A 12,830-nucleotide genomic window follows, 5' to 3' on the forward strand; every position below is an offset into this window, starting at 1 on the left:
CGCGGCCGCTCAGCCGGCCGCGGGCGGCATTCTATTCCACGCTGAGCCGATACCCAATACCGCGCACGGTCTGCAGCCAGACCGGGTTGGACGGATCGCGCTCGATCTTGCGGCGCAGCCGGTTGATCTGGACGTCGATGGTGCGCTCGCCGACTTCCGAATCGTCGCCGACAAGCTCGTGGCGCGGGATGGTTTCGCCGGCCCGTGCCGCGAAGATCGCCAGGATCTCCTGCTCGCGGTCGGTCAGCTTCAGGGCCTCGCCGCCGCGCTTCAATTCGCGCCTGGCGATCTGGAAGGTGTAGGGACCGAAGACCAGCTGTTCGACCTTCGGCGTGGTCGTCGGGCCGCCGCGGCGCAGGATGTTGTTGATGCGCAGGATCAGCTCGCGCGGATCGAAAGGCTTCGGCAGATAGTCATCGGCGCCAGCCTCGAGCCCGGAGATGCGGCTGTCGGTCTCCGACAGCGCCGTCAGCATCAGGATCGGTACGTTCTTTTCGGCCCGCAGCGACTTTGTCAGGTCGACGCCGCTTTCCCCCGGCATCATGACGTCGAGCACCAGAAGGTCGAAATCGAGGCCGGCAAGTTTGCGCCTGGCTTCGCCGGCATTGCCGGCGACGGTCACGCGAAAGCCGTTTTCGGTCAGATACTGTTTGAGAAGATTGCGGATGCGGGTGTCGTCGTCGACCACGAGCAGATGTGGCGCGTCGTCATCAGGTGCGGCCGCCTGATCGATCCTCTCAGTGCTCTCCATGGCTTTTCCCTGACATTTTTGCGGACCCAACGTCGATCTGTGCTCTCAGTTCCGGGTTGACCATCGCTTCGAGGAACCGTTCCACCAAGGTCCGTTCGGTGATTCCGGAATCTCCCAATGCAGCATGGATGCGGCGTGACTGTGGCCGCGCCAGCGCCAGCGCCAGCGCGCGGCCCTTGGCTGTCGGATAGAGCTCGCGCTGGCGGCGGTCGCGCGGACCCTGCAGCTGCACGACATGGTCGGTGTCGATCAATTGCTTGAGCACCCGCGCCAGGCTCTGCTTGGTGATCTTCAGCACGTCGAGCAGTTCGGCGACCGTCAGGCCGGGCCTGCGGCTCACAAAATGCAGCACCCGGTGATGGGCGCGGCCGAAACCGTAGTCGGCGAGGATCTGATCCGGATCGGAGGTGAAGTCGCGATAGGCGAAGAAGAACAGTTCGATGATGGCGAAGTCGATGCCGTCCTCGACTGACATCGCGGTCCTGATCGGTTTCCCGGCTGTGTGGCTTCGATCCGTCATCATTTCTCCGCTGAAAAGAGAGATTATGTCAGTACTATTGACGTAATTTCCCTGCAATGGTAATTTTTGACAAGCTTTTGGGCGGAATGCGAACAAAAAGGCAAGGGAAGCCGCTTTTTCCGGAACTTCCTGAGTTTGCCAGAGCTCAATTATCCGCCTACGCTTCGAGCCAGCAGCCGACGTTCCCAACCTTGTGACGCGGCTGACGAGAAACACGCAACGCTACAACGATGTGCGGGCCGCGGCCCGCGGGAGGTTACCATGGCATCCGTTCCCTTCGATCAACTGGACGGCTTTATCTGGATGAATGGCGCGTTCGTCCAATGGGGTGACGCCAAGATCCATGTGCTGACCCATGGCCTGCACTACGCCAGTGCGGTCTTCGAGGGCGAGCGCGCCTATGGCGGCGAGATCTTCAAGCTGAACGAACACACCGAGCGCCTGCATGAATCGGCGCGCCTGCTCGGCTTCAAGATTCCCTATTCGGTGGCCGAGCTCAACGATGCCTCCGCCACGCTCTTGAAGAAGCAGGGTTTCCAGGACGCCTATGTCCGGCCGATCGCCTGGCGCGGCAGTGAGCAGATGGGCGTTTCGGCGCAGAACAACCGCATCAACTGCGCCATCGCCATCTGGCAATGGCCGAGCTATTTCGACCCGGCGCAGAAGCTGAAAGGCATCCGCCTGGACGTGGCGGAATGGCGCCGGCACGACCCGCGCACCGCGCCCTCCAAATCGAAGGCCGCCGGCCTCTACATGATCTGCACCATGTCCAAGCATGCCGCCGAGGCCAAGGGTTATGCCGACGCCATGATGCTCGACTGGCGTGGCCAGGTCGCGGAAGCGACCGGCGCCAACATCTTCTTCGTCAAGGACGGCAAGATCCACACGCCAAAGCCCGACTGCTTCCTCGACGGCATCACCCGCCGCACGGTCATTGGGCTGGCCAAGGATCGCGGTCTGGAGGTGATCGAACGCGCCATCATGCCGGAAGAACTCGAAGGCTTCGAACAATGTTTCCTGACCGGAACAGCGGCGGAAGTAACGCCTGTTTCGGAGATAGGCCCTTACCGATTCGAGGTCGGCGAAATCGCCAAGAACCTTATGAACGACTATTCTGCCGCGGTTCAGCCCAAGCACGCGATCGCCGCAGAATAACGAAAGTCACAGCTTTTCAAGCAAGCAGGGGCGGTTTTCGGGCCGCCCCTTTTATTTCAGCGTTTCTGCATTTGACTTTCATCAAATTCGGCGTCTCATGATGGTGTCGGCCCGGAGGCTGGCAGCTATGGAGGGACTAATCATATGGACATGAACACGCTTCTTCCGATCATCGTTCAGATCATTACAGGCATCATCGGTGGTCAGGCGGTCGGCGCAGCGATCAAGACAGCGGCGATGGGTCAGCTTCCCAAGATCCTGGGCGGAGCCATTGGCGGCGTCGGCGGCGCGGCGATCCTCGGCAGCCTGCTTGGCGGTGGCACGATCGACCCGGCGGCAGCCGCCGCGGCAACGAGCGGTCTCGGCAGCGCACTCAACCTCAACAACATCGTCGGCGGCGCCGGCGGCGGAGCGATCCTGACCGGCATCATCGGCGCGGTCATGGGCGCCATGAAGAAGTAAGCCTGACGGTCTCAGGTTTGTTCAAATGGGCGGCTTCGGCCGCCCATTTCCGTTTTTGGAACGACTGGCTGTTCGTCTTTCGAAGGGTGGACGCCCTTCGCCCGCGCCTCCAGAGCGGTTCATCGCTTCATGGAGACGCCGAACCGCCCTGTCCCTTGGTCTGACGCAATTCCCAAGGGAAAGCGCTGTGCGCCTTGCCCGGGAAAACCGTTTCACACTTTTCCTGGAATTGCTCTACATCACGGCTGAGATAGCGAAAGGACGATCATGGGTCAGCTCAATGCCGGCATCGTGCCGGTGACACCATTCCAGCAAAACTGCACCATCCTGTTCGACATGGACGACAAACACGGTGTTGTGGTCGATCCGGGCGGCGACATCGACAAGGTGCTGGCGGTGCTGAAGGACAACGCGATCATCGCCGAAGCGATCTGGATCACGCACGGCCATATCGACCACGCCGGCGGCGCCATGGAGTTGAAGGAGGCGCTCGGTGTCGAGATCATCGGCCCGCATGAGGCCGACAAGCCGTTGCTCGACAATCTGGAGAACCAGGGCAGGCGCTACGGCATTGCCGGTGCACGCGACTGCGTGCCCGACCGGTTCCTCAGCGAAGGCGACACCGTGTCGTTCGGCTCGCATGTGTTCGAGGTGTTGCATTGCCCCGGCCATGCGCCCGGTCATGTGGTCTATTACAACCGCGCGGCGAAATTCGCCCATGTCGGCGATGTGCTGTTTCGCGGCTCGGTCGGTCGCACCGATCTGCCGGGCGGCGACCATGCGGCGCTGATCGCCTCGATCAAGGACAAGCTCCTGCCGCTCGGCGACGACATCGGCTTCATCTGCGGCCACGGCCCAGGCGGCCGTTTTGGTGAGGAACGACGGACAAACCCGTTCCTGACTTGAATTCCTGGTTTGGAAAATCCGAGGCGGTCAAGCCGAACAACAAAAAAGGCGCTGGCCTTGCGGTCAGCGCCTTTTGGTTTGGGGCAGTAAGCCTCAGTTGGCAGTGCAGAAATGCTGTTCGCCGTCATTGCCGGTGAACGTGCCGGTGCGGGAGTTGAACGTCCGGTAACGGTCCGAGCAGTACTCGTACCAGTCACGTGTCCACGGCTCGGCATAACTATCGTTGTAGACGACCCTCGGCTCCTCATAGTAGCGGCGGACCGGGGCAGGGCGCGGCCGCACATCACGATAGTAGTAGCTGTCGCCGTAATCGTCGGGCGGCGGCTGGTCATTGGCCAACGCGCCAACGATCAGGGCGCCGGCGGCGAGGCCGAGCACGCCGGCGGCGATTGCATCGCCATTGCCGTGGTGACGGTGATGACGCCATTCATCGGCGCTGGCCGCGGGCAAGGTCGCGAGCGTGGTGGCGACCACGGCGGCGGACAGGACGGCGGTCTTGAAAATTCGGTTCATGTAAGTCTCCTTCGTGCCGGCCCGTGTCGTTTTCGGAGGAGTGCGGTCCGGCGTTACCCAAGACTAATATGAGACCGTGGCTGAACGGGGGCTGAACGGATTTAAGCTGACCGAACCGACGCGAACGTCAGGCATCGCACGCTCCGCGGAGCGGATCTGCCTTGCCGGCGGTGGCGTCGATCCGAAGCCGGCTCAGCCGACCGACAGGTTGACGGCCTTGGGACCCTTGCCGCGCTTGTCCGGCTCGGTATCGAATGTCACCTTCTGCCCGTCCTCCAGACCGGGAAGACCCGACGCCTGCACGGCCGAAATATGGACGAAGACATCCTTCGCGCCATCATCCGGTGTGATGAAGCCGAAGCCCTTGGCATGGTTGAAGAATTTGACGGTGCCGGTCTGCGGCATGGGAAGCTCCTTTGATCCCATAAAGTCCAGTCTCGGGCCGGCAAATGCCCGAGCGGAAATTTGTCCTTTATTTTAGCGCCATCGGCAAGAGAAAGTTTTGCGGGCACCTGAGCGCGTCGCGCTTGGGCGGATTCAGGCGACGCGCTTCAGGTCTTTGTTTTTATGCATGTCGTTGTTCCAAAACCGGGTCACTTTTGGGCGACATGGATGGGTCCGTAATGGCGTCATGAAAAAGGCGCGGCGAAAAACGCCGCGCCTTTCAAAACTCAAATCCCTCTCCAAGCTCAAGGCATTGGAGCTTCCTTCGCGCACCCGGAGGGCGCGCGGCGCGCCGATGGCTCAGGCAGCGCGGAGATTGACCGCCTTGGGGCCCTTGCCCATGCGGTCCGGCTCGACGTCAAAGGTGACCTTCTGGCCGTCGACGAGCGTGCGCAGGCCCGAAGCCTCGATCGCGGAAATATGGACGAACACGTCCTTGGCGCCGCCATCGGGCGTGATGAAGCCGAAGCCTTTGGTCGCGTTGAAGAATTTAACGGTGCCGGTCTGGGCCATTGGGGAAACTCCTTCACCCGTTCAGTCTTTGATGGTCCTGCCCGCCACCTGTCGTCGAGGGCAAGTCCCGGTGGTTGCTTCGGCAGTCATGCATTGGCGCATGGTCAAACCCCCCGCCGAAAAACGGGGCCGTCAGAGATTCACAGTATCGGGGAAAGGTCGTCCAAAACGTTCCGCTCTCCGGGTCGCAAATGCCCGAACACGGAATTTATCGCACGGAAACGTGAAGGTTGCAAGATAGCGCCGCGGGCCGCCTCCATGGGCGCGTCCCGACGCATAAATCGACCGTTCCGAGCGTCGACGGGCCCCGAGATAGGCCTGGTTGCCGGCCGGGTCATCGGACCAGGGTGGGGCCACGGCTGGGCCAGGGATGGCAGCGCCGCGAGCTGGGGATCGCCACGGCTCCCGCCGCCGTTTGCGGTGCGGACGGCTGCAAACGAGGTTGCATTCGGCCAGGGAATGGCGAGTATCGTGATCCGGGGACGGGACTGTGGGAGAGAGCAGCATGAGATTTTTGGCGGCAATCCTGTCACGGCAAGGCTTTGCCATCCTGTTCTTGTCGGCAATTCTCGCCGCCTGCACCGTCGTCGTTGATGAGGGACCGGGGCCGCGTCCGCCACGGCCCGAGCCGCAATTCTGCAGCAGGCAGTACGAACCGGTCTGCGCCAGGCGCGGCGGCGACCGCCAGACCTTCGCCAATGCCTGCCTTGCCGACCGTGCCGGCTACCGCATCGTGCGCGACGGTCCCTGCCGCGACGGCGATGGTGGTGGTGGCGGTGGCGGTGGCGGAGAGCAGACGTTCTGCACCCGCGAATATGCTCCCGTGTGCGCCCGCCGGCATGGCGAGATGCGCACCTTCCCCAACGCCTGCGAAGCCCGCGCCGCGGACTACCGCGTCGTTGATGATGGGCCGTGCTGAGAGATTATTTACCTCGTCTCTCCGCGATGGGATGTCCGCAGGGATGAGAAGATCGGGGCGGTGCGTGGGGATTGAAGCGCGCGCTGCCCGTCACGGTGCCGGATAGGCTCCGTCTGCCGGGCCGGCATAGAGCTCGCCGCCATCCTCGTCGGAAATGCGCAGGCGGTCGGGGATTTGCGGCATGGTGAGCGTGTGGAACAGCGCGGTGGCGCCCTGCAGGGCGGCGCGCAGGTTCGGCGCTTCCAGCGACACCTTGGCGAGCGTGGCTTCGTCGGCATCGCGCGACCGGTAAAACTCGATGACGAAGTTCAAGGACGCCTCCGTGACGCGGGCGGGCGTTGCGCTGTCTCGCGAGGGAGAATCTTCGGCGCCGACAGGCGCCGAAGAGGCGTGCCGGGTGTCAGCCCTTCGATTTCGGCTTCAGGCTGCTCTCCGCCTGCTTGACCGACGAGCCGAACGGCGAGGCGGGCTTGGCCACGACCTTGTCCTTCTTCGGTTTGCGCGCTTCGCGGTTGCTTCGCTGTTGTCCCTTGGACATGTTCTGCTCCTGGTGCTTGTTGGCTTGGCTTGCGGCGCGGTCTCGGAGACTGTCTGGAAATTCCACTCTGCCGGCGATCCGATGGCGTTTTCCGCGCTTCCGTTGCTGACGGACCAATGTCCGCCGCGCTACGGTTCTCGAAACCGCCACCATGGGACTCGCCAGAGCGAATCTCGAAACAGTCTCAGATCGCGGGATTGTCGACCGGTTCGAGATTGTCTTCCGTGGTGACCCGTTCGTAGGTCTCCTGCTCGCTGCGGATACGGTATTGCGGCGAACCGTCCTTGACCGGCAGCCTGCTCTTGATCTCGAACAGTTCCGCCGTCTTCTGGACGAGGCCGGTGCGGCTCTTCATGCGCACGGTCTGGCCGATGGCGAAGAGGTGCGCGGGCGTGTCGGTGCGCGGGCGCGCATTCTGCTGGAAACGGATCATGCTGCGTTCTCCCGGTCGCGCTTCAGCGCTGTTTCGAGTTCGAGGTAATCGATGGCGACAAGCTGGCTGGTGGGCGGGTTCTTCACCGCCCTTGCCGGCAGATGGATGAAGGTGGCGACGCGGCGCCAGGCAAGACGCGACATGCCTTCGATCACCTCTTCGTCGTGATCGATGTCGTAGTCGCCGGCCGGCAGCAATCCTTCCAATCCGCCGAGCGCGAAAGGTGCCGCGAAATGCGCGATGGAGCGGGTGGTGCGGTCCGACATAGCCTTAACCTTGATACCTTCCGGGCCCTGAAGTTTTCCGGCAGCGACCGGGAAGCGTCTTGCGCCTCGCGGCGCCATGCAGGCAGCGGTCCTGAAAGCAAAAAAGCGGGGACGAGCCCCGCTTTCCTATCTCCGGCAATCGCTGGAAATAAGCCGATTTCGAGAGCTGCCAGTACATCCGTGGTCAGCGTTCATCGAATTAGGCCGGATCAGATCAGTTGCAGATTGGCGGCCGACTCGCGGCCCTTGGTGTCGCGCTCCAACTCGAATTGCAGCTTCTGGCCTTCGGCGAGGCCTGGAAAGCCGGCGCGCTCCAGCGCGCTGACATGGACGAAAACGTCCTTGCCGCCATCGGTCGGCTGAATGAAGCCAAAGCCCTTCTGGCCGTTGTAGAACTTCACGGTTCCGGTATTCATAGGTGTGGGTGTCTTTCGAAGAATGAGAAATGGTCGCGGAGCGAATGTGCCGCTCGCCCGGTATCGATGATTTGGAATGAGATTGGCGGGTCGAGAACCTCTGACGCCGCGAGATGCCAATTCTGGCCCCAAACGATCTTGGTTATATAGACCAGCTGGTCCGATTGTTCAAGAAGATTTCCGAAAATCCCTCACGTTGGCAAAAAAATAGAACGCTATAATTATTTGGAAAATTCTGATAGAGGTTGGAAGCTTTCTGAAAAAATTCTTGAATCCATGCTGGGGCGATTGTCCCGGCACTTGCATTTTATTTATTCCCGAAAGGACAAAAATCATGGTTTCCGTCAGAACCCCGAAAGGCACGACCCTGGCGATCAACCCGATCATCAAGCCAGCCAGCATGCACGCCATTGCCGTTGGCCCGACTGGCAAACCGATGATCGTCAAGTCGGCACGGCTCACCATCAGAAGCGACGAGGCGGCGAGGCGCACGATCGCCGACACCGATGGAACCGTGCGGCGGGCCAGACAGGTTGCCGAGAGCAATCGCCTGATCTGAGAAAGGCGACGGCTCGAATCCGCTGCAAAGCCTCGTTCTCGCGGCGTCCGGGTTCCGGCGGCTCCTGCCAGCACGGATCCGCCGTCGTTCGTGTCGAAGTGGCTTGCCACGACAGCCTCGCCGGGACCCTGCCTCGATCCGCTCTTGAATCTCCGCCTCCCATGCCTTAGGTCCGGCAGGCGGACAAACACGGCAGGTTTCCCATTAACAGAGATCAGAGAAGAGCGGCGGGCGCGGGAACCAGATCTGGCGCTGGAGGACAGCCACCGCTGGGCCTCGACCAGTACGTGCAGCAGGCGCTGCAGTTGCATCAGGCCGGGCGCCGGCAAGAGGCCGAGGCGATCTACCGGCAGGTGCTGGCGCGCCAGCCCAAGCACGCGGCCGCGGCGCATTTCCTGGGACTGCTGCTGCACCAGACAGGGCGCAGCGCCGAGGGGCTCGATCTCATCGAACAGTCGGTGAGCCTGCAGCCGACGAATCCCGACTTCCTCAACAATTTCGGCACGGTGATGCGCGATCTCGGCCGTGTCGCCGCGGCCGTCGATTTCTTCCGCGGCGCGGTGGATATCCGGCTAGACCAGCTGGCGGCGCGCGACAACCTCGGCTCGTCGCTGAAGCAGCTCGGCCAGTTCGAGGAGGCCGAGGAGATCTATCGCGGCACGATCGTGCGCAACCCCTTCCACGTCCGCGCGCGCATCGGACTTGCCGAAACGCTGCAGGAAGCGGGGCGGCTGGACGAGGCGCTTGGCATCTTCCGCGAGGCGCTGGCCATCCGGCCGAAGGATGCCGACCTGCTGCACGGGCTCGGCGTCGGGCTGATGGAAAAGGGCAAGCTCGATGAGGCCGCCGATCTGTTCCGGCAGGCGCTGGCGGTCAACCCCGGCATGGCGCGTGCCTGGCTGATGCTGACGCAGGTCAAGCGCCAGAAGGAGCGCGACGCCGAACTGGCCGGCATGGAAGCGCAGCATGCCAAGGCGCCGCAGGACAGCCTGGCGCGCATGCAACTGTCGTTCGGTCTCGGCAAGGCCAATGACGATTTGAAGGATTATCCGCGTGCTTTCGACTATTTCGCCGAAGGCAATGCCATCCGCCGCAAAGGTATCGATTACGATCCCCTGAGGACGCGCGCCGAATTCGATGCGATGAAGACGGTGTTCGATGCCGGCTTCTTCGGAAAGCACAAGCCAAGCTCAATCACCGACGACACGCCGATCTTCGTCGTCGGCATGCCGCGTTCCGGCACGACGCTGGTCGAGCAGATCATCGCCAGCCATCCCAAGGTCTACGGCGCCGGCGAGCTCAGCATTTTGAAGACCGCCGTCGGCAAGCAGTTTCCGTCGACCATGCCGGGTGGCTTTCCCTGGGGAATATCGGACGTGCCCGACGCGGATTTTGCCGAGGCGGGGCAGGCCTATCTCGACATGCTGCATGCCCGCTATCCGCATATCAGCCATGTCACCGACAAGATGCCAGGCAACTTCCTGCTTATCGGCTTCATCCACATGATGCTGCCGAAAGCCAGGATTATCCACTGCACCCGCGATGCGGCGGCGACATGCCTGTCGATCTACAAGGTGCATTTCCGTGGCGACAGCCACCGCTATGGCTATGACCTCGGCGAACTGGCCGACTTCCACAATCTCTACACCGACATCATGGCGCATTGGCGCGCGGTGCTGCCGGGGGTGGTGCATGATGTGCGCTACGAGGATTTCGTCGCCGATCAGGAAGGGCAAAGCCGGGCGCTCATCGACTATCTCGGCCTGCCATGGGACGATGCGGTGCTGTCGTTCCACGAGACCGACCGGCCGGTGCGCACGGCGTCGGCGGCCCAGGTGCGCCAGCCGATGTATCAAGGCTCGGTCGATTTGTGGAAGCGCTATGGGGACCGGCTGAAGCCGTTGCTGGACAAGCTGGACTGAACGGTCAGCCCGATGCCCTGCGCTGGATCAGGATGACGTTGGTTGAATCGTCGTCTTGATCTTTTTGGGCGACATGCATTAGCCGGCCTGCGCCTCGTAGCGCAGGAAAACGTTGCCGTTGCCAAAGGCCTGCGACCGGGCCAGCTTGACGTTAAGCCGGTTGCCGATGCCTTCGAACATCGTCCTGCCGGCGCCAAGCATGATCGGGACGATGACGAACTGGTATTCGTCGATCAAGCTCTCCTCGGCCAATTGAGCGACGAGATTGCCGCTTCCCAGGATGGTCATGTGATTGCCTGGCTGCTGCTTCAATTCCCGAAGCTTCGCGGTCGCTCCGCTTTTAACCAATTCGGTGTTGTTCCAACTCGCCGTGTCGAGCGTGCGGGAAAACACGACCTTCGGCATGGCATTCATGCGCTCGGCCACCACCGGCGCGATCTGGGTGGCCATCGGCGTCGGCCAGAACTGGATCATCAGATCATAAGTGACCCGGCCCAGCACCAGCATGCCGCCGCCCTTGGCATTATCGGCTACGAAAGCGTTCCATTCCGGATCCTGGCTGTGCGCCCAATCCATAGCGCCGTGCCCGTCGGTAAAATAGCCGTCGAGCGATATGCTGTTGAATACGATTAGCTTGCGCATAAGTCGATCCTATTTTGAGAGATGGAGTTTTCGCGCCCTGCTGTCGGCGTCGGCATGCGGCAGCTGGCGATTGGTCGGGATGTTCTGCCTACAGTTCCATGAATGGCTGGAAGCCGCCGAAGATCATGCGCTTCATATCGAAGGGCATGGGTCCCCAGTCGGGTGTCAAACGCGGGTCGGCCATCACCTTGGGCATGACCGCGTCGCGGCTCTGTCTGGATTCATAGACCACCCAGGCGAAGACGACGATCTCGTCGTCCTTTGCCTGAACGGCTCGCGGAAACGAGGTCAACTCGCCATAGGGCACGTCGTCGCCGATACATTCGACATAGGCGAGCGCGCCGTGTTCCATCCATATAGGGCCTGTGAGGTTGGCCAGCTTCTTGTAGTCGTCGAGTTTTGCCTTCGGCACGGCAAGCACGAAACCATCGACATAGGACATGGTGGAACTCCTTTGCTGAAAAACGAGCGCCGGGTCGGCGGGGATACGACCCGGCGCGGTGAGCGTGTCAGCCCAGCTATTGGCGGGCGACGCCTGCTCGCTAGGAAGCCTTACTTCACCGGCGCGTTCATCGCCCAGGCGACGCCGAACGGATCGTTCAGCTGGCCCCAGCGGTCGCCCCAGAACATCACCTGCAACGGCGTGGCCACTTCGCAGCCGGCATCGACGGCGCGCTGCCACCAGCTGTCGATGTCGCCATCGTCGAGATGGAGTTGCAGCGTGTAGCCCTGCGCCGCCTTATGCGGATGGCCGTGTTCGGGATAGGCATCGCCCAGCATCAGCGTCGAGCCGTTGATGTGGAGATGGATATGCATGGTGCGGCCTTTTTCGTCCGCCGGATAGGCAAAGACCTGCTCGGCGCCGAAGGCCTTCTTGTAGAATTCGGCGGCCTTGAAGGCGCCATCCACCTGCAGGTAGGGGGTCAATCCGCCGAGCACTTCTGCCCTGGGCTGAACGGGGGTCTGGTCAGTCATGTCTTGCTCCTCTTTGCGTTGGTCTGGCCTTGCCGATCATAGGACGCATGAGGTGACGGTGATCCTACATGGCCGCGAACTTTTCTATGAAGGCCGGGTCCGGACAGCCTCCGGATTGAGCTGCGGCTGCACCGGCCGGATGGTCGCGGTCATATGACCTTGGCCGAGAAGGTGGCCGCGCGACGGCTGTTCCGCGCATCGAAGACTTCCGAAAAGCCGATGTCCTTGCGCAATCCGGCTGGCAGCGAAAGCAGGATGCGTTCGCCGCGGTGGCGGGCACGCGCTGCCGCATAGCGGGTTGCGATGCGACCGATGGATGACAGGACCAACATGACAAATTCTCCCCGGTTGGTGCCGGCATCATCGTGTCGGCATCCCAAGGACGAGGCAGGTTCAGGCGATCCGACAGATCGTCGAATTATTTCAGATGACCGACGCGGCAAGCGCGGTATCGTAATATTCCACCAGCCCGATGATCTTGCCGTCGCGGACCGTCCAGAAATCAGCGGTACGCATGACAAGCTCCTGGCCGGTGGTTTTGCGCGTCAAATGGATCTCGACCTGCGCCGCGATCTTGTCGCCGCCGTCGATGATGTCCACCGGGACGAAGCTCCGGAATTCGAAATCATTGTCCAGCGACATGAGGCGGGCAAGGAACTCCTGCTTGCCGTTGCCTGAGCTGATGAAAGGTGCCTGCGGTTCGGCGACCCAGGAGAAGACGACATCGTCGGAGCAGTGGGCCAGTGCGCCCACGATGTCGCGTTCTGCATAGGCATCATAGAGGTTCTTGACGACGTCTACCCCGCGCATGACCGTTTCCTCCCTCGTTTTGCGAACCCTCAGGATGCGCCTTTTTCGGTCGGCGGGAAAGTGCGGGCCGGCAACCCTCGAATGCC

At 62.0% G+C, this 12,830-nt stretch carries 21 protein-coding genes; 6 read left to right on the plus strand and 15 right to left on the minus strand.

Annotated features, from left to right (window positions below):
• Positions 1 to 31 precede the first annotated feature (31 nt).
• Together OOJ09_RS10825 and OOJ09_RS10830 are read right to left on the minus strand one after the other, a co-directional pair.
• Positions 32 to 751 (minus strand): response regulator, encoded by a 720-nt coding sequence (locus OOJ09_RS10825; RefSeq protein WP_269905206.1) that lies wholly within the window; start codon positions 749 to 751, stop codon positions 32 to 34.
• On the minus strand, positions 738 to 1,271 hold the full coding sequence (locus OOJ09_RS10830) for a MarR family winged helix-turn-helix transcriptional regulator (RefSeq protein WP_269905207.1): 534 nt from the start codon (positions 1,269 to 1,271) through the stop codon (positions 738 to 740). The genes OOJ09_RS10825 and OOJ09_RS10830 overlap by 14 nt, the downstream gene beginning before the upstream one ends.
• Before the next feature lie 261 nt (positions 1,272 to 1,532).
• On the opposite strand from OOJ09_RS10830, the gene OOJ09_RS10835 reads away from it, so the two are divergent.
• The 3 genes from OOJ09_RS10835 to OOJ09_RS10845 all read left to right on the plus strand — a co-directional run bounded on the left by OOJ09_RS10835 (position 1,533) and on the right by OOJ09_RS10845 (position 3,794).
• The gene (locus OOJ09_RS10835) at positions 1,533 to 2,426 is read left to right on the plus strand and encodes a branched-chain amino acid aminotransferase (RefSeq protein WP_269905208.1); all 894 of its coding nucleotides are present in this window, start codon (positions 1,533 to 1,535) and stop codon (positions 2,424 to 2,426) included.
• 144 nt (positions 2,427 to 2,570) lie between these two features.
• Positions 2,571 to 2,888, plus strand: a complete 318-nt coding sequence (locus OOJ09_RS10840; RefSeq protein WP_269905209.1) for a hypothetical protein — start codon at positions 2,571 to 2,573, stop codon at positions 2,886 to 2,888.
• 267 nt (positions 2,889 to 3,155) lie between these two features.
• On the plus strand, positions 3,156 to 3,794 hold the full coding sequence (locus OOJ09_RS10845) for an MBL fold metallo-hydrolase (protein ID WP_269905210.1): 639 nt from the start codon (positions 3,156 to 3,158) through the stop codon (positions 3,792 to 3,794).
• Between the two features lie 93 nt (positions 3,795 to 3,887).
• Here OOJ09_RS10845 and OOJ09_RS10850 read toward each other — a convergent pair whose 3' ends face one another.
• The 3 genes from OOJ09_RS10850 to OOJ09_RS10860 form a co-directional block, all read right to left on the minus strand.
• Positions 3,888 to 4,307 (minus strand): BA14K family protein, encoded by a 420-nt coding sequence (locus tag OOJ09_RS10850; RefSeq protein WP_269905211.1) that lies wholly within the window; start codon positions 4,305 to 4,307, stop codon positions 3,888 to 3,890.
• 192 nt (positions 4,308 to 4,499) lie between these two features.
• Complete coding sequence (locus tag OOJ09_RS10855; protein WP_008877668.1) at positions 4,500 to 4,712, minus strand: cold-shock protein; 213 nt, start codon at positions 4,710 to 4,712, stop codon at positions 4,500 to 4,502.
• A gap of 339 nt (positions 4,713 to 5,051) precedes the next feature.
• On the minus strand, positions 5,052 to 5,264 hold the full coding sequence (locus OOJ09_RS10860) for a cold-shock protein (RefSeq protein ID WP_006202520.1): 213 nt from the start codon (positions 5,262 to 5,264) through the stop codon (positions 5,052 to 5,054).
• Between the two features lie 505 nt (positions 5,265 to 5,769).
• On the opposite strand from OOJ09_RS10860, the gene OOJ09_RS10865 reads away from it, so the two are divergent.
• Complete coding sequence (locus OOJ09_RS10865; RefSeq protein ID WP_269905212.1) at positions 5,770 to 6,183, plus strand: Kazal-type serine protease inhibitor family protein; 414 nt, start codon at positions 5,770 to 5,772, stop codon at positions 6,181 to 6,183.
• 90 nt (positions 6,184 to 6,273) lie between these two features.
• On the opposite strand, the gene OOJ09_RS10870 is transcribed toward OOJ09_RS10865, so the two are convergent.
• The 5 genes from OOJ09_RS10870 to OOJ09_RS10890 form a co-directional block, all read right to left on the minus strand.
• On the minus strand, positions 6,274 to 6,495 hold the full coding sequence (locus OOJ09_RS10870; RefSeq protein ID WP_269905213.1) for a hypothetical protein: 222 nt from the start codon (positions 6,493 to 6,495) through the stop codon (positions 6,274 to 6,276).
• An 88-nt stretch (positions 6,496 to 6,583) separates the two neighbouring features.
• Positions 6,584 to 6,721, minus strand: coding sequence for a hypothetical protein (locus tag OOJ09_RS10875; RefSeq protein ID WP_167365109.1), 138 nt, complete (start codon positions 6,719 to 6,721; stop codon positions 6,584 to 6,586).
• Between the two features lie 184 nt (positions 6,722 to 6,905).
• Positions 6,906 to 7,154 (minus strand): hypothetical protein, encoded by a 249-nt coding sequence (locus OOJ09_RS10880; RefSeq protein ID WP_269905214.1) that lies wholly within the window; start codon positions 7,152 to 7,154, stop codon positions 6,906 to 6,908.
• Positions 7,151 to 7,420 carry a hypothetical protein gene (locus OOJ09_RS10885; protein ID WP_269905215.1) on the minus strand — a complete coding sequence of 90 codons (270 nt, stop codon included), beginning with the start codon at positions 7,418 to 7,420 and terminating at the stop codon, positions 7,151 to 7,153. The genes OOJ09_RS10880 and OOJ09_RS10885 overlap by 4 nt, the downstream gene beginning before the upstream one ends.
• A gap of 209 nt (positions 7,421 to 7,629) precedes the next feature.
• Positions 7,630 to 7,836 (minus strand): cold-shock protein, encoded by a 207-nt coding sequence (locus tag OOJ09_RS10890; RefSeq protein ID WP_023809797.1) that lies wholly within the window; start codon positions 7,834 to 7,836, stop codon positions 7,630 to 7,632.
• A gap of 334 nt (positions 7,837 to 8,170) precedes the next feature.
• Between OOJ09_RS10890 and OOJ09_RS10895 the strand changes: the two genes are divergently transcribed.
• Both OOJ09_RS10895 and OOJ09_RS10900 read left to right on the plus strand, forming a co-directional pair.
• Complete coding sequence (locus OOJ09_RS10895) at positions 8,171 to 8,395, plus strand: hypothetical protein (protein WP_269905216.1); 225 nt, start codon at positions 8,171 to 8,173, stop codon at positions 8,393 to 8,395.
• Between the two features lie 287 nt (positions 8,396 to 8,682).
• Positions 8,683 to 10,317 (plus strand): tetratricopeptide repeat-containing sulfotransferase family protein, encoded by a 1,635-nt coding sequence (locus tag OOJ09_RS10900; RefSeq protein ID WP_269905217.1) that lies wholly within the window; start codon positions 8,683 to 8,685, stop codon positions 10,315 to 10,317.
• Between the two features lie 78 nt (positions 10,318 to 10,395).
• Here OOJ09_RS10900 and OOJ09_RS10905 read toward each other — a convergent pair whose 3' ends face one another.
• From OOJ09_RS10905 to OOJ09_RS10925, 5 genes are all read right to left on the minus strand, one after another.
• The gene (locus tag OOJ09_RS10905) at positions 10,396 to 10,959 is read right to left on the minus strand and encodes a dihydrofolate reductase family protein (protein WP_269905218.1); all 564 of its coding nucleotides are present in this window, start codon (positions 10,957 to 10,959) and stop codon (positions 10,396 to 10,398) included.
• Between the two features lie 88 nt (positions 10,960 to 11,047).
• Positions 11,048 to 11,401 carry a DUF1428 domain-containing protein gene (locus tag OOJ09_RS10910; RefSeq protein WP_256754323.1) on the minus strand — a complete coding sequence of 118 codons (354 nt, stop codon included), beginning with the start codon at positions 11,399 to 11,401 and terminating at the stop codon, positions 11,048 to 11,050.
• A 110-nt stretch (positions 11,402 to 11,511) separates the two neighbouring features.
• Positions 11,512 to 11,934: a VOC family protein gene (locus tag OOJ09_RS10915; protein ID WP_269905219.1), complete on the minus strand. Its 423-nt coding sequence runs from the start codon at positions 11,932 to 11,934 to the stop codon at positions 11,512 to 11,514.
• Positions 11,935 to 12,083: 149 nt separating this feature from the next.
• Entirely contained in the window at positions 12,084 to 12,266 is a 183-nt protein-coding gene (locus OOJ09_RS10920) for a hypothetical protein (protein ID WP_269905220.1), read from the minus strand.
• Positions 12,267 to 12,357: 91 nt separating this feature from the next.
• Positions 12,358 to 12,744, minus strand: a complete 387-nt coding sequence (locus OOJ09_RS10925; protein ID WP_269905221.1) for a nuclear transport factor 2 family protein — start codon at positions 12,742 to 12,744, stop codon at positions 12,358 to 12,360.
• Positions 12,745 to 12,830: the final 86 nt, after the last annotated feature.

This window comes from Mesorhizobium qingshengii, assembly GCF_027563465.1.
GTDB lineage: Bacteria > Pseudomonadota > Alphaproteobacteria > Rhizobiales > Rhizobiaceae > Mesorhizobium > Mesorhizobium qingshengii_A.

Coding starts and splice junctions, on each gene's coding strand:
- OOJ09_RS10825 (WP_269905206.1), bottom strand. CDS start 751: ATGGAGAGCACTGAGAGGATCGATCAGGCGGCCGCACCTGATGACGAC.
- OOJ09_RS10830 (WP_269905207.1), bottom strand. CDS start 1,271: ATGACGGATCGAAGCCACACAGCCGGGAAACCGATCAGGACCGCGATG.
- OOJ09_RS10835 (WP_269905208.1), top strand. CDS start 1,533: ATGGCATCCGTTCCCTTCGATCAACTGGACGGCTTTATCTGGATGAAT.
- OOJ09_RS10840 (WP_269905209.1), top strand. CDS start 2,571: ATGGACATGAACACGCTTCTTCCGATCATCGTTCAGATCATTACAGGC.
- OOJ09_RS10845 (WP_269905210.1), top strand. CDS start 3,156: ATGGGTCAGCTCAATGCCGGCATCGTGCCGGTGACACCATTCCAGCAA.
- OOJ09_RS10850 (WP_269905211.1), bottom strand. CDS start 4,307: ATGAACCGAATTTTCAAGACCGCCGTCCTGTCCGCCGCCGTGGTCGCC.
- OOJ09_RS10855 (WP_008877668.1), bottom strand. CDS start 4,712: ATGCCGCAGACCGGCACCGTCAAATTCTTCAACCATGCCAAGGGCTTC.
- OOJ09_RS10860 (WP_006202520.1), bottom strand. CDS start 5,264: ATGGCCCAGACCGGCACCGTTAAATTCTTCAACGCGACCAAAGGCTTC.
- OOJ09_RS10865 (WP_269905212.1), top strand. CDS start 5,770: ATGAGATTTTTGGCGGCAATCCTGTCACGGCAAGGCTTTGCCATCCTG.
- OOJ09_RS10875 (WP_167365109.1), bottom strand. CDS start 6,721: ATGTCCAAGGGACAACAGCGAAGCAACCGCGAAGCGCGCAAACCGAAG.
- OOJ09_RS10880 (WP_269905214.1), bottom strand. CDS start 7,154: ATGATCCGTTTCCAGCAGAATGCGCGCCCGCGCACCGACACGCCCGCG.
- OOJ09_RS10885 (WP_269905215.1), bottom strand. CDS start 7,420: ATGTCGGACCGCACCACCCGCTCCATCGCGCATTTCGCGGCACCTTTC.
- OOJ09_RS10890 (WP_023809797.1), bottom strand. CDS start 7,836: ATGAATACCGGAACCGTGAAGTTCTACAACGGCCAGAAGGGCTTTGGC.
- OOJ09_RS10895 (WP_269905216.1), top strand. CDS start 8,171: ATGGTTTCCGTCAGAACCCCGAAAGGCACGACCCTGGCGATCAACCCG.
- OOJ09_RS10905 (WP_269905218.1), bottom strand. CDS start 10,959: ATGCGCAAGCTAATCGTATTCAACAGCATATCGCTCGACGGCTATTTT.
- OOJ09_RS10910 (WP_256754323.1), bottom strand. CDS start 11,401: ATGTCCTATGTCGATGGTTTCGTGCTTGCCGTGCCGAAGGCAAAACTC.
- OOJ09_RS10915 (WP_269905219.1), bottom strand. CDS start 11,934: ATGACTGACCAGACCCCCGTTCAGCCCAGGGCAGAAGTGCTCGGCGGA.
- OOJ09_RS10920 (WP_269905220.1), bottom strand. CDS start 12,266: ATGTTGGTCCTGTCATCCATCGGTCGCATCGCAACCCGCTATGCGGCA.
- OOJ09_RS10925 (WP_269905221.1), bottom strand. CDS start 12,744: ATGCGCGGGGTAGACGTCGTCAAGAACCTCTATGATGCCTATGCAGAA.